Source organism: Segatella cerevisiae, assembly GCF_024054555.1.
Lineage (GTDB): Bacteria > Bacteroidota > Bacteroidia > Bacteroidales > Bacteroidaceae > Prevotella > Prevotella cerevisiae.
On sequence record NZ_JAMXLY010000007.1, the window covers coordinates 25,858 to 44,502 of the forward strand.

Consider the following 18,645-nt stretch of genomic DNA (forward strand, 5'->3'; position numbering starts at 1 on the left):
AAATTGTAGTCGTACCTACACTGAAATGTCAGGTACGACTACCGAATAAGAGAGGGTGGAGATTATTTCCACGCGTCGATGATTCCTTTGAAACTGTCTGCTTTCAAAGAAGCACCGCCAATCAGACCTCCGTCGATATCAGGCTTGGAGAAGAGTTCAGGTGCGTTGGATGGTTTGCAGCTGCCGCCATAGAGAATGGTCGTATCTTCTGCTGCTTGTTTACCATATTTCTTGGCAACAGTAGAGCGGATGTAAGCCAGCATTTCTTCAGCCTGGTCAGATGTAGCGGTCTTACCTGTACCGATAGCCCAGATAGGTTCGTAAGCGAGAATGATGTTCTTCCATTCATCTGCTGAAAGATTGAATACAGAACCTTCCAATTCTGCTTTTACGACGTCTTCCTGTTTGTTGGCTTCACGGTCAGTAAGTGTTTCTCCACAGCAGAAGATCACTTTCAGTCCGTTCTTCAATGCGAGTTGAACTTTGTCCTTCAGGGTTTCAGGAGTTTCCTTGTAATACTGACGGCGTTCAGAGTGACCCAGGATGACATATTGTGCTCCTGTGCTCTTCACCATCTCTGCACTTACCTCACCTGTGAAGGCTCCCTTTTCCTTATCTGCGCAGTTTTCGGCACCAAGTCCTACAATGTTCTGGTCGAGGAATTGTGCAATACTAGCCAGGTGAATGAAAGGTGTGCAGATGATAACATCACAGTTAGGCTTGTCTGCCTTCAGTTCACTGTTGATGGCTTTTGCTAATGTGATACCGTCTTGCAGGTTCATGTTCATTTTCCAGTTACCTGCTACAATTTTCTTTCTCATTTTTCTTTTTTGTTTAAAAAGTTGATTTATCTTATCTGTATCTTTTTTTTCTTTGTTTCTTACCCATTTGCCCCAGGCCCATAAACGATCAGCAAGTACAAACAGGAAAAGCGGAATTAAAAACCAAAGAAGAATCTTTGTGATTTTCTTCGCAATGGAGTTTCCCGGTGTTTGGCCGATTTTTGATAGCTCAAGTGGTTGTGTCAATTCTCCTTCATTAGGAAGTTCATTATGACTCCATTTGCGGATGATAGTACCGTTCTTGAGAAGGATCAGTCCCGGATTGCTGCGGATGATGGTTTTCAGTGTTGTGCCATCAGTCGTACAGAACGGATATTCTGCTCCGGTCAGATCTATCCAGCGTTTTATCCCTTTTTCATTACTTGCCGTCAGACAATAGAAAGGATAGTCATGAGACTGTGCATACTCATAGAGTATATTGATCGGCCCGAAGTCTTCATCATTAGCGTGTTCCAGATAGGGAGCAATCAGAAGGAAAGTATAACCTTTATGGTCAAGTACCTGTGGGGTAATATTTTTTCCCGTTAGTCTCGTTTCTATACTGAAATCATGAATGGGAGGAATATAACCTGCTGAGATTTGTGTAGTTTTACTGTCAATGAACTTCCACGAAGAATCGGGATAGTTGTTGATGTTAAATTCCTTGCGTTGCCCGTTTTTCTCCAGAATGAAAGTTGTCTTGAACTTCGGTTGAGGTGCTCCTTTTGGAATTGACATTCCCTCTTTGATGTTTGCGCCTATGTGATAGGGCCGGAAATCAAATATAGGCAGATACCATAAACTCAAAATACTTGAGGAAAGTATAAATAGAATGGTCCAGTTGATGGCGATCCACTGATTCGTTCTCGAGATGAACCGGACCATGCGCAAAGGCCATCTGAGGAGGACTGCAGCACATGCCAGGAGTACGATGTTTTTCCCGAAAGTCTGTGCATTTGTCAGATGTATTGCATCACCGAAGCATCCGCAGTCTTGTATGGGATCTTTGACAACCAGCCAGAGCGTAATCAGGGTCATGGCAATCATGAATATGAAGATGATCCTGGAGCATAATCTCCTTCGGATTGCCAGTAGAATGAAGAAGCCCAGACAGAATTCCAACGTAGAGAGCAGTACGGAAACAGTCAGTGTAGACCAATCTGGAAACATACCTTGTAGACCTATTGCCTCGAGGTAGTCCTGTATCTTATACTGAGTGCCAAGAGGGTCAATGGCTTTTACATATCCGGAAAAGATGAATGTAATGCCAAGTATCAACCGACACAGGTTAGTCAGTATAGTCTTTGATTTTCCCACAATTCTTCATCTTTTCAAACTTGAAGCTTTATTTCTGCAATCGTATTGCTCCGAATACGGCATAGTTGATAATATCCATATAGTTGGATGCGATGCCTTCGGAGACTTTTGCTGTCCCGTCGTGGTCCTCTATTTCCTTGATGCGTTCTATTTTTGTGAGGATAAAATCTGTATAACTGCTTATTCTCATTGAGCGCCATGCTTCTCCGTAGTCATGGTTTTTTAGTTGCATCAGTTCCAGACATTCCTGAGCGTGTTTGTCATATAGGCTCAGAGCGTTTTCTGCACTGATATCTACCGTATCGGAGAATCCTTTCTCTAACTGGATGACTCCGATGATTCCGTAGTTGATCAGCGCCAAGAATTCAGGTCGGATACCTTCTCCTACCCAACTTTTCTTTGCGATTCCCAAAGAGCGGATGCGTTTGGCTTTTATGAATAGTTGGTCAGTGAGTGAAGACGGTCTGAGAATTCTCCAGGATGCTCCATAGTCTTTCAGTTTATCTGCGAAAGTATCACGGGCTTCTTCCATTACGTCCTTAAACTCCTGCTGTGTATCTTTTGTATCTGATGATTCTTGTCCCATAATGATTATCTATGATTTTAAACCATATCTCATTTGCAAATTTAATCAATTCCAATGAAATGACCAAAAAAAATGAGCCTAAGGATTTTTTTGTTATAATCTGTAAGAAAGAGGATTGGCTGGTTTTATGGTATAGGAACAGTCTGTTTATTGCTTCCATCTTTTTTGATACTCGTGCCATTGAGCCTGGAATGGTCGGATGAATTTGAAAGATTCAAAAGTTTTTTGTATCTTTGCGCACACAAATTCCGTTATTATTAGGAGCATTTAATAGATTATAATTATGCGAAATCTCACAGAATCTGATTTTGTGCAGTTACTAAATAAAGACATCTTTCATGAAATATCCGAGGTCGCTGATTCTCTTCATCTGGAATGTTATGTCGTAGGAGGCTATGTCAGGGATCTTTTTCTGGAAAGGCCGTCAAACGATATTGATGTTGTAGTCGTGGGGAGTGGAATAGATGTAGCGCGAGCCTTGAAAAGCCGTTTGGGGAAAAAGGCTTGTTTGTCGGTATTTCGTAATTTTGGTACTGCCCAGGTAAAATATCATGGATTGGAGGTGGAGTTCGTTGGAGCCCGCAAGGAAAGTTATAATCATGATTCCCGTAAACCACATGTGGAAGATGGTACACTCAAGGATGATTTGAACCGGCGTGATTTTACCATTAATGCTTTAGCTGTTTGCCTGAATTATCATAGATTCGGTGAATTTATAGATCCTTTTGATGGAATGGATGATATGCGTGATGGCGTTCTGGCTACACCTCTTGATCCTGATATAACTTTCTCGGACGATCCTCTTCGTATGATGCGTTGTGTCCGCTTTGCTACACAGTTAAACTTTCAGATAGAGGAGAAAACTTATGCGGCTCTTTCTCGTAATGCTGATCGGTTGAAAATTATCAGTGGAGAGCGTGTGGCTGATGAGTTGAACAAGATCATGCTCGCCTCTCATCCTAGTATCGGCTTCTATTATATGCATGATACAGGACTTCTGAAATTGATTTTACCTGAACTTTGTTCCCTCGATCTAGTGGAAACACGCAATGGAAAATCCCATAAGAATAATTATCTTCATACTTTAGAGGTTCTGGAAAATCTGTGCAAAGCTCAAAATGCAGCGGAATATTCTGAAACGGATTCTTCTGAGAGTTCGGAAAATGATCAGACTCCTTCTGACAGATCTTTAACCGTGAAGGACAGACATTTATATCTTCGGTGGTCGGCTCTTCTGCATGATGTAGGAAAGGCGAAGTGTAAACGCTGGGATCCGACACAGGGATGGAGTTTTCATAATCATAATCTTGTGGGTGCGAAGATGGTTCCGCAGATCTTTCGCAGATTAAAGTTGCCGATGGATGCAAAGATGAAATATGTACAGAAGTTGGTCTATCTTCACATGCGTCCGATAGCAATTGCCGATGATGAAGTTACAGATAGTGCTGTCCGCCGTCTAATCAATGATGCCGGCGAGGATATTGATGATTTGATGATGCTTTGCGAAGCTGATATTACCAGTAAAAATCAGGTACGTAAAAAACATTTCCTTGAGAATTTCCATATCGTTCGTGAAAAACTGAAGGACCTGAAGGAACGTGATTATAAACGGCTGCTCCAGCCTTGCATTGATGGAAATGAGATTATGGAAATGTTTCATCTTCGTCCAAGTCGGGAGGTTGGTACGTTGAAACAGACGCTCAAGGATGCTGTATTGGACAATAAAGTTCCTAATCAGCGGGAGCCTTTGATGGAGCTGCTCAAGAGCAAAGCTCATGAGATGGGCTTGGATGATTAGCCGGAATGGATGAATGGATGGAGAGAAAATGACACCTCTGATTATTTTCTCTTTTGGGACGAGATTACTTTATGACTCTTCAGGTGATCTTTATCAGGTATTCTTGTCTTTCTGAACAGGTGCTACTGTATTTCTTTTAAGTACGTAACTGTCTTTTATTCTTTTTATTATATATATAAGGTGTTTCTTTGTGATCCTATGTCTCTTCTGCCTGCTTCCTTTCTTGCTTTTGTCGTATCCTGTTAAAGTTAGCAAGATTGGAAAAGTAGGGTAGATTTGTTTAGGCTACCTTTGCAGTTGTGATATAACAAAAAAGCTATGCAACAAAGACAATCAACCAGGGATGATTATTCGAGAAAAATAAATATTATTATCGAATATATAAACAATAATTTGACCAATGATATTGACTTGGATGTGCTAGCCTCTGTCTCTAATTTTTCTCCTTATCATTTTCATCGTATCTTTAAGGCTTTTACAGGCGAACCGATCGGGGCTTTCATCACACGGATGCGAGTTGAGACTGCAGCTCGACTACTGCGTTACAGTGATATGCCTGTCTGTGATATTGCTTATAAGGTAGGATATGATATGCCTTCTTCTTTGTCTAAGGTTTTCAAGCAGTTTTATGATATCACACCAACAGAGTATAGAAATAATAAAAAGTACACAATTATGAAACCGTTAAAAATCAATTCTAATATGGAGTTATGTAGCAATGTTGTCAATCTGGAACCTCAACAGGCAATTTATATCTCTCTGATAGGTGACTATAAGAAACTGGATTATTGTTTAGCATGGAAGAAACTGTGGAACCATGTCCGTATGTCTGGTAAGTTCTCTGAAGAGATGGGGAATGGAAAAGGTGTCGATTCAGATAAGGTGCATCAGATGCTTGCGGATGGCAGAATTGCTCATGCTGTGATTTATCATGATGATCCTAAGTTGACTGACTGCGACAAGAGAAGAGCCGATATCTGTCTTGTTTTGCCGTTTAAGATTGAGGCGAAGGGTGAGATAGTCATTAAGGAAATTGCTGGTGGCCGATATGTGGTATACCATTATCAGGGATCCTATAACCAACTGGATAAGGTCTATGATACCATTTTCGGTAAATATATTCCTGATGGAAATTACAAGTTAGACGAGAGACCTTTGTTTGAGGTCTATCCTAATGATCCGGAATGTACTCCTCCTGACAAACTTCTGACAGAGATTCATATACCTATTATATAAGTATACTTGGGATTGCGATCTTTATGGTAGCAATCCCATAAGATTATTGTTGGGAGTTTGATATGTTTCACTGGCTAGTCTGAGAATAGACACAACAGGAGTAAAACATCAGACACTGGAATGTTAATTGTTTTCTTTCTGTATGCGGAATCGGAAAGAGAAAAATAAATCTGTCAAGTGAGTCGGCTCTTCTTTAATTGAAGAAGAACTACGGAATTAAGTCACAATCATAATTACTTGGTTTTCACTTTACCGATAATAACAGGTAGGTTTACCGAAATAGGGTTGTAAAGTTGGTTTTGAATTACTAACTTTGTACAGTTCTTATAAAACACAGATTCGATTTACTGTGATTGTTTCTTAATTAATGAATGAAATAAAATGAGAAAAAATGGTTTGAGAGGTCTCTTCTGGGACCATAGTTCATCGTGACGCCTGTATGGCAGGCTGACCAAAATGGTGCATTTTGGTCACGGTCAGATTATTTGCTGCAAACTAATCAATCTGATGATTGGCTTTGATCCGATGACTATATGATTATGAAAACAGATACATGGCCATAATAATGAACCGGTTCTTGATAATTTCCAAGGTGACTGCATCCTTTTTATCTGGTTAACTAATTGGTAAATTGGTCATTTTACGAATATTTGAGGTCGTAATTGTTCTGTGTCCCTCCTGCGGTTCACGGATGAACTTGTTTTAGAAATAAAATTTGTTAAAAGTGAAATTGATGTGGTACAATGTTAAGGAATATTCTATACCTTTGCTGTGTGAAAACTTAATCTCGTCGAAAAGTTTTTGTATACTACTGTTAGGTTTAAAAGTGGTATGAGGTATATGTGTATTTAAGGTGAATAATTTAATGTTTAAATAAGTATGAAAATAAAAGATTGTTTGTTCGTTGCAGTTCTTGCAGTCACTCTTGCCGCCTGTGGTGGGAAGAAGAAAGGTATGCAGTTGGGCAACAACGAGTATCCCGTACGTACGGTAGAGGCCTCTAGCGCTTCTTTGCAAACCACCTATCCTGCTACCTTCAAGGGTATAAAGGATGTGGAGATACGTCCGATGGTATCAGGGTTCATCACGGGTGTATTTGTTCATGAAGGTCAGGCTGTTCGTGCAGGACAAGTGCTTTTCACGATTGACAGCCAAACTTATCGTGCTGCTGTCCTTCAGGCTCGTGCTGCTGTAGGGACTGCTATTGCACAGATGAATACGACTCGTCTTACCTATCTGAATAGTAAAAAACTTTTTGCAAAGAATATCATTGGTAAATATGAGTTGCAGACAGCCTATGATTCTTACCGTTCTTCTGCTGCTCAAGTATCTCAGGTCCGTGCAGCCGTGATTTCGGCCCGGCAAAACCTGGGCTATTGCACCGTTAAGGCTCCTGTGTCAGGAGTTATCGGTAGTCTGCCCTATAAAATAGGGACACTGATTTCACCTTCTATTCAGGTTCCTTTTACTACGGTCAGTGATATCAGTAAGATTGAAGCATTCTTCTCTATCTCGGAAAGTGAAATTATGAGATTGAGCCAGTCTTCAGGAAGTTTGCAGGCAGCCCTTGCTTCTTTCCCTCTTGTGAAACTATTGCTTTCTGATGGTTCTACCTATAATCTTCCTGGCAAGGTCGTTAAAATGAGTGGTATTATCGATCCGGCAACGGGTGCGGTATCACTGATTGCTCATTTTTCTAACCCTCAAGGATTATTAAGAAGTGGTGGATCCGGACAGATTGTGATTCCGAATGATAATAACCGTGCCATCATTATTCCACAGGAAGCCTGCAATCAGGTTCAGGATAAGATATTTGTTTATGTCTTAGGTCAAAATAATAAGGTGAAGCTTACAGAAATAAAAGTAAACTCTCAGAATGATGGTGTTAATTATATTGTTACCAATGGTCTGCATGTCGGAGATCGTATCGTAACTAAGGGCATCTCTTCGTTGACTGATGGCATGGAGATTGTACCAATTACTGAGGCACAATATCAGGTGAACCTTGACAAGGCAGCTAAATTGGCTGCTAAGCAGAACTCTGCCAAAGGTTTCATCAATGCCATGAGTGGTAAATAATCGTTAAAAGTTTTAAGTTTCATATATGTCATTTACCAACTTTATAAAACGCCCGGTATTATCAACGGTAATCTCTATTACCTTGGTTTTGTTGGGAATTATTGGGCTCATCAGCTTGCCTGTTGAACAATATCCGGATATAGCTCCGCCTACGATTGTCGTCTATACCACTTATCAGGGAGCTGATGCAGAGACGGTGATGAATTCTGTGATTACTCCACTTGAGGAATCTATTAATGGAGTGGAGAATATGACCTACATGACATCTACTGCTACTAATCAGGGGTCTGCTATTATAACCGTGTTGTTTAAGCACGGGACTAATCCTGATATGGCAGCTGTAAATGTCCAGAACCGTGTTCAGCAGGCTCAGGCTTTGCTTCCTGCAGAGGTTACTCGTATGGGCGTCCAGGTCATTAAACGTCAGACTTCTCAGGTCATCATGTATACTTTGACTAGTAAAGGAGGAAAATATGATGATCAATTCCTGACTAACTATAATTATATCAATGTCATTCCGGCTATTAAGCGTATCTCTGGTGTAGGAGATGTCCAGACCCCCGGTATGGGTATGAAGACTTATTCTATAAGAATCTGGTTGAAACCGGAGAAGATGAAGCAATATGGACTGATGCCTACTGATATTACAAATGCACTGTCCGAACAAAATATTGAGGCTGCTCCGGGATCATTCGGTGAAAATAGTAATATGGCTTATGAATATACCATGCGATACAAAGGACGTCTGAAAACTCCTGAGGAGTATGGGAATATCATTATTTCATCCAATACCAATGGACAAACCTTACATCTGCGTGATGTAGCCAACATAGAACTCGGAAGTTTGATGTATTCTGTTTCCATGCAGAACAACGGCCAGCCGTCTTCTATGGGTATGGTACAGCAGTTAGCCGGGTCTAATGCTACTCAGATAGCCAAGAATGTAAAGGCTGAACTGAAAAATCAGGCTAAATCATTTCCTTCGGGGATGACTTACAAGATAGAGTATGATGTAACGGAGTACTTGAATGCTTCTATTCATGAGGTCGTCAAGACGCTTTTCATCACTTTGTTCCTGGTATTTATTGTGGTGTATATCTTTCTTCAGGACTTCAGGTCGACGCTCATTCCATTGATTGCCGTACCTGTAGCACTGGTAGGTACATTCTTCTTCCTGCTCTTGTTCGGTTTCTCCCTCAACTTGTTGACGCTATCGGCGTTGCTTCTTGCTATCGCTATTGTGGTTGACGATGCCATTGTGGTGGTTGAGGCGGTCCATGCGAAACTGGATCAGGGATACAAGAGTTCTTTGACTGCGGCTATTGATGCCATGAATGAAATTTCTGGAGCTATTATCTCAATTACCCTGGTAATGGCTGCGGTGTTTATCCCGGTGTCATTTGTCGGTGGAATATCCGGAACTTTCTATAAGGAGTTCGGAATCACGATGGCTATCAGTATCGTCATTTCTGCGTTGAATGCCTTGACGCTATCACCTGCACTTTGTGCGATATTCCTGAAACCTAAGGCGGATGGGGATAAAGAGAAGAAGATGTCATGGATTGATCGTTTTCATGCAGGGTTCAATGCTACCTATGATAAAGTACTGGTGAAATATAAGAGGGGCGTAGAACGTGTGATCAACCATCATGTTATTACTGGCATCATTGTTATCGTCGGTATAGTTGCTCTGGTTGTTCTGATGTCTGTTACGAAGACTGGACTTGTCCCTGACGAGGATACTGGTACTCTGTATGTTACGACTTCTTTACCTCCAGGTACATCTATGGAACGTACCAAAGAAGTATGTGGTCAGATTGACAATATGCTGGCTGACAATCCGGCAATAGAAACACAAGAGAAAATCGTGGGATACAGTTTTATAGCCGGCCAGGGTTCTAATCAGGCAACTTTCGTGGTTAAACTAAAACCATATAAAGATCGTCCGAGTGGTTTCTTTTATAATCTTGAAGGACTTTGGCATGGTGATGGACTGATGCGCTTCTTTGTCAATCCGATGTCCAATACTTCCGTATTGGGGATGATTTATAAGCAGACGGCTAGTATAAAAGGTGCGCAAGTACTTGCCTTTGCTCCGCCTATGGTACCTGGCTTCGGTAATTCCAACGGATTGACCTTTGTCGTTCAAGACAGAACGGGTGGGGATTTGAATAAATTCTTTACGATTACTCAGCAATATTTAAAGACGTTGAATAGTCGCCCGGAGATCAGCAACGCCATGACATCTTATAATCCTAATTATCCACAATATATGGTTAATGTGGATGTTGCAAAATGTAAGGAAGGTGGTACTTCACCGGCTGCTGTTCTGGCTACTCTTCAGGGTTATTATGGGGGAATGTATGCGTCTAACTTCAACCTCTATGGTAAATTGTATCGTGTGATGATTCAGGGAGAAGTGGCAAGCAGAATGCGTCCAGACGGACTCTCTAAGATTTATGTCCGGACAACCAATGGAATGGCTCCTATCAGTTCATTCATAACGTTACAACGGGTATACGGACCTGCTAATATCGGCCGCTTCAATATGTTTACTAGTATCGATATTAATGCTAGCCCTTCTACAGGTTATTCCTCAGGTCAGGCTTTGAAAGCAGTACAGGAAGTTGCTAAACAGACTTTGCCGGCAGGTTATACGATTGACTATTCAGGATTGACTCGGTCAGAGGCTCAGTCTTCTAATACGACGGGGCTCATCTTCCTCCTTTGTATTGTCTTTGTCTATCTGATTCTGAGTGCACAATATGAGAGTTATATCTTGCCTTTGTCGGTAGTGCTTTCTGTGCCGTTCGGTCTAGCGGGAGCATTCTTGTTTACCAATATCTTCGGGCATTCTAATGATATCTATATGCAGATCTCGTTGATTATGCTGATTGGTTTGTTGTCCAAGAATGCGATTTTGATTGTGCAGTTTGCTCTTGAACGGCGTAAGACAGGTATGGCTATTAAGTATAGTGCTATCCTGGGTGCCGGTGCTCGACTACGCCCGATCTTGATGACTTCTCTGGCTATGATTATCGGTTTGCTGCCATTGATGTTTGCCAGTGGAGTAGGTAAGAACGGTAATGAAACTTTGGGTGCTGCTGCCGTAGGTGGTATGTTGATTGGTACTTCAATCCAGATTTTCATTGTTCCGGCTTTGTTTGCTGTCTTTGAATGGCTACAGGAAAAATTCAAACCGTTAAGGTTTGATGATGAGAAGGTTTCTGAAGAAGTAACTCAGGAGTTGAAACAGTATGCTAATTTCCCTACTCAGGGTGAAGTTAAATAAGGAAGGTAAATTTATGAAGAAACCAAATATAATCGTTATAGGCTTTGCAGCTCTGGCTCTTACCGGTTGCAAAAGCCTTTACGGAACTTATGAACGCCCGGGCGTGAACACAAAAAGCCTCTTTCGGGATAGTGCCTCTGTTGCCGATACTCTAGCGGTGAAGGATACTTCTAACTTTGGCAATCTACCGTGGCGTTCTGTCTTTACCGATCCGCTGTTGCAGGATCTGATAGAGAAAGGATTAAGAAATAATCCGAATTTACTGAATGCTGCAATTAATGTACAGGTAGCAGAAACTCAACTGAAGTCTGCGAAGTTGGCCTTTTTACCGGGGTTCTCTTTTACTCCTAAAGGTACAATCTCTTCCTGGGATGGCAATAGAGCTAATAAGATTTATTCTTTGCCCGTAAATGCAAGTTGGGATGCTGATATCTTCGGAACACTTACAGCTTCTAAACGTAGTGCACAGATGGCTCTTCTGCAGAGGAAAGATTATCAGGTGGGCGTACAGACTCAATTGATTGAGAATATTGCGAATCTGTATTATACCCTTGAGATGCTTGATAAGCAGGTGAAGATGGTCGATGATATGGCCGGACTGACTAAAAGTACCTGGGATATCATGAAGTCTGAAAAGGAATTGGGACGTGTCCGTTCTACTGGCGTAGAGAGTGCTGAAGCTAACTACTATTCCGTACTGACTCAGAAGACGGATTTGCTGCGTCAGATTAGGGAAACTGAGAATTCTCTGTCTATTCTTCTCGGTGAACCTGCTCACTCCATTCCTCGTGGCAAACTTGATCAGGAGAGCCTGCCATCTGAGTTCTCTATGGGCGTTGGTATCCAGCTGCTGCGTAATCGTGCTGATGTTCATGCAAACGAGATGGCCCTTGCAGGATGTTTCTATAATATAGAAGAGGCTCGGAGTCGTTTCTATCCTGCATTGAACATTTCTGCCAGTGGGGCTTTTACCAATAATGGCGGCTTGGGTATTACGAATCCTGGAAAATTGCTGCTTTCTGCTGTTGGGGCCTTGACTCAACCCATCTTTATGAAGGGACAACTGGTAGCCGGACTGAAAGTTGCAAAGGATCAGTATCAGGTGGCTTACAACGATTGGCAGAACTCTATCCTTAAAGCTGGGAGTGAAGTCAGCAATGCTCTGGTCTTGTATAATTCTTCTGCAGAAAAGAGTGCTATCGAAACGAAGCAAATTGATGTGCTGAAGAAAAATGTCGAGGATACAAGGGCTCTGATGGGACAGTCGAATACGACATATCTTGAAGTGATTCAGGCACAGTCTAGTCTTCTCAATGTAGAACTTTCTAAGGTGGCTGATGATTTCTATAAGATGCAGGCAGTAGTGAATCTCTATTCTGCTTTGGGCGGAGGATCCAATGGACTGTATGCTGCCAATGAACAGGCTGAGGCTCAGAGTGCAGCAGCAGCTAAAACTGCAAAGTCTGTCCATTCTTCTAGTGTGAAACGTTAAGAAATAGTTCAATATGGCAAATAAAATAAGTGATAAAGCTGTTATCGGACCTGATGTGAAGGTTGGTGATCATGTAACTATTGGTCCTTTTGTTTCCATTTTCGGAGATGTGGTCATAGGTGATGATGTGACTATCTATCCTAATGTGAGTATATCTGGAAAAATAGTTATTGGCAATCGCTGTACACTTTTCCCCAATGTAAGCATCATGAACGGTACCCGACTGGGGGATGATAATATGGTATGCCAGAATACTGTGCTTGGGGCTCTTCCTCAAGACTTTAGTTTCCATGGCGAGGAAACAGAGTTGATTATTGGCAATCAGAATATTATCCGTGAAAATACGGTGATAAACCGTGCTTCTCATACAGGTGGGCAGACGGTTATCGGTAATAATAACTTCCTGATGGAAGGCACTCATATCTCTCATGATACGAAAGTAGGTGATAATTGTGTATTTGGATATGGCACCAAGATAGCTGGTAGTTGTGAGATCGCAGACCGGGCAATATTTTCATCCAGTGTGATTGAGAATAGCAGCACTCGAGTAGGTGTGGGGGCTATGATCCAGGCGGGAACGACTTTCTCAAAGGATGTCCCTCCTTACATCGTTGCCGGTGGCAACCCTGTGAAATTTAATGGGATCAATTCTGTGATGATGACCTCATTCGGCGTAGAAAAGAAAATCCAGAATCATGTTGCTAATGCTTATAGACTGGTGTTCCATAGCCAGAATAGCGTGCTTGATGCTGTACTTCAGATCAAAGACCAGGTGCCGGATGGACCAGAGATTCGCAATATCGTCAATTTTATCGATGCTTCCCAACTGGGTATCATCGGGAAAATATGGTGACCGGAATCTCTTTGGTTTAAGTAAAATTCTCTATATTCCTCATGTCTGCTACATACAGATGTGAGGAATATTCGTAAATAGGTGTCTTGTCAATAGGAAGCAGTACAAATCAAGCCTTCCAGTTTTACCATGTCTCGTATGGTATTCAACTCATCGTGAGTGGCTTTCCTGAGATCCAGGTCTGGCGTCTCACGGTCAATGGTATAGATCATCACTTCTTTGGGGGATATATCTATGAGTGCCTTTATCCAGGGCTTGACATATTCGTCGCCGGTGTTATCAACACTTTTCCCGTTGATGGTGCCTTTCATAAACATCGTTTGTATAATCAGGCGTCCATGAAAACTTTTTAGTCCTTCTATTATCCTTTGTACATGATAGTTGGCGCTTGTAGGACGATTGACTAATTGAATGTATTCCGGATTGACAGTATCCAACTTCAGGATATTGTTATCTACTTTCATCAGGGCTCCGTGTACGTCTCCTCGAAAAATCCGGGTGGCGTTGCTCAGTACGGATATTTTCGCTTTTGGACAAAACTGATTACGTAAAGTGATGGTATCATCTATGATTCCTGCAAAATCCGGATGCCCGGTGGGTTCACCATTACCTGCAAAAGTAAGAACGTCGGGGTGTTCATCGTTTTGATGCATCTCTCTTAGTTTTGACTCCAGGGCCTTAGTGACTTCTTCTCGGGTTGGACGCCGTGTCGTCGTTCTGCGGTCTTTGTTAAACCCGCATTCGCAGTAAATACAGTCAAAATTGCATATCTTTCCATCTGCCGGCATCAGATTAATACCGAGAGAAAGACCAAGTCTGCGACTATGTACGGGACCATATATGGGGGATGGATAAATTGTTGTACTCATTGTCGTTTTGGAATTAAATATTGCCACCGGCAATATGTGTTGTAATTCTGCAAAGGTAGAAAATTAATTTGAACGGAACTTCCTGATTGGGAATTTCCATGTTAATACTCGTTAAACGGTTGCGTTTTAAAAGCTTTTATAGTATATTTGCAAATCAAATAGGTAAATGTTGCTCTTTTTTGAAGTTGTCTTTCATTGGAGGATAGAGTGAGTGACATGCAGAAGATATTTCTAAAATACCCTTGGTAAGGATGGGAAAGAATCGCCAAAACTCCCGTAATCGTCATGGATTACAGGTTGTTACTCTATGTATAAGTACCGCTATGGTACTCGTTTTGCTAGGATTAGTTGTCTGTTCTACATTGTTGGCACGGAATCTGTCAACGTATGTAAAGGAGAATTTTGTAGTCCAGATGATGCTTGATCAGGATATGACCGCTCCTGAAGCTCAACAGATTTGTAACAAGTTGAAGACGCGTCCTTATGTCAACAGTTTCCATTATATCAGTAAGGAAGAGGCTTTGAGAGAAGGAACTAAGGAGCTGGGGACTGATCCCAGCGAGTTCGCAGGTATGAACCCTTTCCTTTCTTCTATTGAGATTACAATGAAGAGTAATTATGCCAACGATGATTCTCTCAAGTGGATATCCAGAGAATTGAAGGCCTATCCCAAAGTCAGTGAAATAGATTATCAAAAAGACTTGATCAATGATGTCAATCAGAATATAGCACGGTTAAGTGTCGTTTTGCTTGTCATCGCCGTCTTGTTGACTTTCGTCTCCTTCTCTTTGATCAGCAATACAGTCCGTCTCGGAATCTATTCCCGGAGATTCTCCATTCACACGATGAAATTGGTGGGAGCTTCTTGGGGATTTATCAGAAAACCTTTTATTGCTGATGCTGTCCTGATAGGACTCGTAGCAGCGTTGTTGGCTTGTCTGGTGTTAGGATGTGGTATTTATGCATTGTATCGTTATGAACCTGGAATCCTGACGGTCTTGTCTTGGCGGGAAATGGCGATAACGGGTGCATCCGTATTCCTCTTCGGAATGATCATCACGGCTTTTTGTGCAAATATATCGGTGAATAAATTCTTGAAGATGAAAGCCAGTGAACTGTATAAGATTTGAAGCGCGGACATCCTCTTTTTAATTTAACGGGAAATTATTGAAACATTTTATGGATAAAAAAAATTACGCATTCGATAAAGTCAATTTTATCTTATTGGCTGTCGGCATGTTGATTGTGATCATCGGTTTTATTCTGATGTCAGGAGCTGGCTCTAATGAAACGCATTTTGAACCTTCTATCTTTGACGCCAGGAGAATCAAAGTGGCTCCGGTAGTGTGCTTGGTAGGGTTCTTGTCGATGATCTATGCTGTTGCCAGAAGACCTCGCGACACAAAAAATTCAGATGGAGAATCAGAATTGAGAGAGAACGAACAAGTGGAGTCTTCTTCTCAGGACAAACATTAATTCAAAATCGGAATTTTTCTCATGACTTTATTCCAGACCATTATTATCTCTGTCATCGAGGGCTTGACAGAATTCTTGCCGGTATCTTCAACGGGACACATGATTATCGCTCAGAATCTTTTGGGCGTTCAGCAAGGTGATCCTTTTGTGCATGCCTTTACTTTTATTATCCAGTTTGGCGCGATTCTTTCTGTTGTCTGCCTGTATTGGAAACATTTCTTTCAGATACGCAACAAGAAAGAACTCCAAGAGAAATTGAAGTTTTATGGGTTGCTGATAGTTGGTGTCATTCCAGCCGTCATCGTTGGATTGTGCGCGAAAAAGAGCGGATTGCTCGATTTCCTGCTTGACAGCGTGAGGGTAGTGGCTGTGATGCTGGTCATCGGCGGTGTCTTCATGTTGTTTGTAGACCGGATCTTCAATAAAGGATATGATCAGAACAAGGTGACACCTAAACGGGCTGTCATGATCGGCCTCTTCCAATGTATTTCTGTCATTCCAGGGGTTAGTCGGAGTATGGCGACAATAGTAGGGGGTATGGCACAGAAACTGACCCGTAAGCGTGCGGCAGAGTTTTCTTTTTTCCTCGCTGTTCCGACAATGGCAGGAGCGACGCTATTGGATTTGATGGATATGCTGAAATCCGGGACGACGTGGGCTACACCCTATAACACTATGCTTTTGATACTGGGTTGTGTCATAGCTTTTATTGTGGCAATAGCTGCTATGAAGTGGTTCGTGGGATATCTGACGAAGCATGGCTTCAGGTTTTTTGGTTGGTATCGTATAATTGTTGGCGCTATTATCTTGATCCTTCTGGCTACAGGCCATTCTCTCGTTATTGCAGGCTGATATCCGTGGATTTGATGGAGAAGAAGACAGCGAATGATAAGAAAATGGATTTTCTGAAGGGTGAGATCTTTGCCATAGACAAACCTTACAGAATATCGAGTTTCGGTGCTTTGGCACATGTGCGTTATTTGTTGAGGAAAACGCTACACCAACATGTAAAGATCGGGCATGCAGGGACATTGGATCCTTTGGCTACAGGTGTGTTGGTGCTTTGTACCGGCAAAATGACAAAGCAAATAGAACGGCTGCAACAAGGTCCGAAAGAATATATAGCATCTCTTCAGTTCGGCGCTACGACGCCGAGTTATGATCGTGAACAGACGGTGGATCATACTTTCCCGACGAGACAGATCTCAGAAGACAGAATCAGGGAGGCTTTGCACTCCTTCGAGGGAGACATCTTGCAGACGCCGCCTTCTTATAGCGCTGTCAAAATCAATGGTGACCGCGCTTATTCCTTGAGACGTTCGGGACAGGAAGTGAAGTTGAAACCGAAACTCGTTCATATCGAAAAGATCGAACTCTTGGATTTTAATCCGACAGTCATGCAACTGACTATTCGGGTAGCTTGCGGAAAGGGAACTTATATTCGGGCATTGGCTCGTGACTTGGGTAGAAAACTTGATAGTGGAGCTTTTCTGACTTCACTTCGCCGTACGCGATCAAGTGGCTTTACTCTGGACGATTGCATAGATTTCGAGAATCTTAAGAGTTGGCTAGAGGACGTGATGGGACCTGAGGATAACGAATCGAATAACCTCTTATGTGAAAAGAAAGGAGAACATGAATTGATATGAAATTATCTCAATTTAAATTCAAATTACCGGAAGATCTGGTGGCATTGTATCCGCATCAGTCGCAGCATACAATCACCAAAAAGGATGGGGCGAAGGAAACCTTTACGGTAACCCGCGCCGATGAGTGCCGGCTAATGGTGGCTCATAAAAAATCCGGTAAGATAGAGATGTTGAAGAAAAGTGCCAAGGGAAAACCTGTCAAGGGAAATTTCCTCACTTTTTGGAATGTGGTTGATTATTTTGGAGAAGGCGATGCCTTTGTCTTTAATGATACGAAAGTGTTTCCCGCTCGTCTTTATGGGACTAAAGAGAAGACGGACGCAAAAATCGAAGTGTTTCTCCTCAGGGAACTGAATGAGGAAATGCGGTTGTGGGATGTTCTCGTAGAACCTGCCCGAAAAATACGAATCGGCAATAAACTTTTCTTTGATGATACAGGGACAATGGTGGCTGAAGTCATCGACAATACAACCAGTCGCGGACGTACACTCCGGTTCCTCTATGACAGTCCTCATGAGGAATTCAAGCGAAATCTTTTCGCTTTAGGAGAAGCTCCATTGCCCAAATATATTATTGACAAACGGGAGAATCATCATGCCACAGCTGATGATCTGGTTAATTTCCAGTGTGTGTTTGCCAAGAATGAGGGGGCTGTGACGGCGCCTGCCACGGGACTGCACTTCAGCCGCGAACTGATGAAGATGATGGAGATCAAAGGTATTCATTCTGCCTACGTTACTCTGCATTGCGGACTTGGGAATTTCCATGAGATTGAAGTGGAAGACCTGACGAAACACAAGATGGACTCTGAAGAGATGTTCATCGGAAAAGAGGCGTGCGAGACGGTCAATCAGTCTAAAAAGGGTGGCCATCATGTTTGTATCGTTGGCGCCAGTGTTGCAAAAGCTACTGAGACAGCGGTAGGTACAGACGGACTTCTGAAAGAGTACAACGGGTGGACGAATAAGTTTATCTTCCCGCCTTACAACTTTGGATTGGCCGACAGTATGGTCGTCAATTTCTATCATCCTGAATCTCCTCTGTTGATGAGTACTGCGGCTTTCGGCGGCTATGACCTTGTGATGGAAGCTTATGAACTGGCTGTCAAGAACGGTTATAAGTTCGGTTGCTTCGGTGATGCCCTACTTATTGTCAATGACTGAGGACCCCTCTGATA

General features: G+C 42.2%; 14 protein-coding genes. 11 read left to right on the forward strand and 3 right to left on the reverse strand.

What is annotated here, in order from left to right; translation table 11 throughout:
* Window positions 1-62 precede the first annotated feature (62 nt).
* Window positions 63-2,138 carry a BT_3928 family protein gene (locus tag NG821_RS03040; RefSeq protein WP_252760192.1) on the reverse strand — a complete coding sequence of 692 codons (2,076 nt, stop codon included), beginning with the start codon at window positions 2,136-2,138 and terminating at the stop codon, window positions 63-65.
* A gap of 28 nt (window positions 2,139-2,166) precedes the next feature.
* A complete protein-coding gene (locus NG821_RS03045) occupies window positions 2,167-2,724 on the reverse strand; it encodes a DUF1599 domain-containing protein (protein ID WP_252760193.1) in 558 nt (185 codons plus the stop codon).
* 283 nt (window positions 2,725-3,007) lie between these two features.
* Between NG821_RS03045 and NG821_RS03050 the strand changes: the two genes are divergently transcribed.
* The 6 genes from NG821_RS03050 (at window position 3,008) to NG821_RS03075 (ending at window position 13,474) form a co-directional block, all read left to right on the forward strand.
* Window positions 3,008-4,522: a CCA tRNA nucleotidyltransferase gene (locus tag NG821_RS03050; RefSeq protein ID WP_252760194.1), complete on the forward strand. Its 1,515-nt coding sequence runs from the start codon at window positions 3,008-3,010 to the stop codon at window positions 4,520-4,522.
* A gap of 318 nt (window positions 4,523-4,840) precedes the next feature.
* A complete protein-coding gene (locus tag NG821_RS03055) occupies window positions 4,841-5,758 on the forward strand; it encodes an AraC family transcriptional regulator (RefSeq protein WP_252760195.1) in 918 nt (305 codons plus the stop codon).
* Between the two features lie 879 nt (window positions 5,759-6,637).
* Complete coding sequence (locus NG821_RS03060; protein WP_252760196.1) at window positions 6,638-7,837, forward strand: efflux RND transporter periplasmic adaptor subunit; 1,200 nt, start codon at window positions 6,638-6,640, stop codon at window positions 7,835-7,837.
* A 25-nt stretch (window positions 7,838-7,862) separates the two neighbouring features.
* Window positions 7,863-11,129: an efflux RND transporter permease subunit gene (locus NG821_RS03065; RefSeq protein WP_252760197.1), complete on the forward strand. Its 3,267-nt coding sequence runs from the start codon at window positions 7,863-7,865 to the stop codon at window positions 11,127-11,129.
* Between the two features lie 13 nt (window positions 11,130-11,142).
* Window positions 11,143-12,621 (forward strand): efflux transporter outer membrane subunit, encoded by a 1,479-nt coding sequence (locus NG821_RS03070; RefSeq protein ID WP_252760198.1) that lies wholly within the window; start codon window positions 11,143-11,145, stop codon window positions 12,619-12,621.
* A gap of 13 nt (window positions 12,622-12,634) precedes the next feature.
* Window positions 12,635-13,474 (forward strand): acyl-ACP--UDP-N-acetylglucosamine O-acyltransferase, encoded by an 840-nt coding sequence (locus NG821_RS03075; RefSeq protein WP_252760199.1) that lies wholly within the window; start codon window positions 12,635-12,637, stop codon window positions 13,472-13,474.
* Window positions 13,475-13,563: 89 nt separating this feature from the next.
* Here the strand turns inward: NG821_RS03075 and NG821_RS03080 are convergent, their stop codons facing one another.
* The gene (locus NG821_RS03080) at window positions 13,564-14,343 is read right to left on the reverse strand and encodes a radical SAM protein (RefSeq protein ID WP_252760200.1); all 780 of its coding nucleotides are present in this window, start codon (window positions 14,341-14,343) and stop codon (window positions 13,564-13,566) included.
* Window positions 14,344-14,594: 251 nt separating this feature from the next.
* Here NG821_RS03080 and NG821_RS03085 point away from each other — a divergent pair, with 251 nt between their 5' ends.
* The 5 genes from NG821_RS03085 to NG821_RS03105 are packed head-to-tail and all read left to right on the forward strand — an operon-like array spanning window position 14,595 to window position 18,631.
* Entirely contained in the window at window positions 14,595-15,473 is an 879-nt protein-coding gene (locus NG821_RS03085; protein ID WP_252760201.1) for a cell division protein FtsX, read from the forward strand.
* Between the two features lie 49 nt (window positions 15,474-15,522).
* Window positions 15,523-15,819: a DUF3098 domain-containing protein gene (locus NG821_RS03090; RefSeq protein WP_252760202.1), complete on the forward strand. Its 297-nt coding sequence runs from the start codon at window positions 15,523-15,525 to the stop codon at window positions 15,817-15,819.
* 21 nt (window positions 15,820-15,840) lie between these two features.
* A complete protein-coding gene (locus tag NG821_RS03095) occupies window positions 15,841-16,671 on the forward strand; it encodes an undecaprenyl-diphosphate phosphatase (protein ID WP_252760203.1) in 831 nt (276 codons plus the stop codon).
* 44 nt (window positions 16,672-16,715) lie between these two features.
* Window positions 16,716-17,468 (forward strand): tRNA pseudouridine(55) synthase TruB, encoded by a 753-nt coding sequence (gene truB / locus NG821_RS03100; RefSeq protein ID WP_252760239.1) that lies wholly within the window; start codon window positions 16,716-16,718, stop codon window positions 17,466-17,468.
* Window positions 17,465-18,631, forward strand: a complete 1,167-nt coding sequence (locus NG821_RS03105; protein ID WP_252760204.1) for an S-adenosylmethionine:tRNA ribosyltransferase-isomerase — start codon at window positions 17,465-17,467, stop codon at window positions 18,629-18,631. Before truB ends, NG821_RS03105 begins: the two co-directional genes overlap by 4 nt.
* The last annotated feature ends 14 nt before the right edge of the window (window positions 18,632-18,645 follow it).

Bases quoted from the DNA above. Each gene is read 5' to 3' on its own strand.
- NG821_RS03080 (WP_252760200.1), bottom strand. From the start codon at position 14,343: ATGAGTACAACAATTTATCCATCCCCCATATATGGTCCCGTACATAGT.
- NG821_RS03075 (WP_252760199.1), top strand. From the start codon at position 12,635: ATGGCAAATAAAATAAGTGATAAAGCTGTTATCGGACCTGATGTGAAG.
- NG821_RS03050 (WP_252760194.1), top strand. From the start codon at position 3,008: ATGCGAAATCTCACAGAATCTGATTTTGTGCAGTTACTAAATAAAGAC.
- NG821_RS03065 (WP_252760197.1), top strand. From the start codon at position 7,863: ATGTCATTTACCAACTTTATAAAACGCCCGGTATTATCAACGGTAATC.
- NG821_RS03090 (WP_252760202.1), top strand. From the start codon at position 15,523: ATGGATAAAAAAAATTACGCATTCGATAAAGTCAATTTTATCTTATTG.
- NG821_RS03070 (WP_252760198.1), top strand. From the start codon at position 11,143: ATGAAGAAACCAAATATAATCGTTATAGGCTTTGCAGCTCTGGCTCTT.
- NG821_RS03095 (WP_252760203.1), top strand. From the start codon at position 15,841: ATGACTTTATTCCAGACCATTATTATCTCTGTCATCGAGGGCTTGACA.
- NG821_RS03055 (WP_252760195.1), top strand. From the start codon at position 4,841: ATGCAACAAAGACAATCAACCAGGGATGATTATTCGAGAAAAATAAAT.
- truB (WP_252760239.1), top strand. From the start codon at position 16,716: ATGGATTTTCTGAAGGGTGAGATCTTTGCCATAGACAAACCTTACAGA.
- NG821_RS03045 (WP_252760193.1), bottom strand. From the start codon at position 2,724: ATGGGACAAGAATCATCAGATACAAAAGATACACAGCAGGAGTTTAAG.
- NG821_RS03060 (WP_252760196.1), top strand. From the start codon at position 6,638: ATGAAAATAAAAGATTGTTTGTTCGTTGCAGTTCTTGCAGTCACTCTT.
- NG821_RS03085 (WP_252760201.1), top strand. From the start codon at position 14,595: ATGGGAAAGAATCGCCAAAACTCCCGTAATCGTCATGGATTACAGGTT.
- NG821_RS03105 (WP_252760204.1), top strand. From the start codon at position 17,465: ATGAAATTATCTCAATTTAAATTCAAATTACCGGAAGATCTGGTGGCA.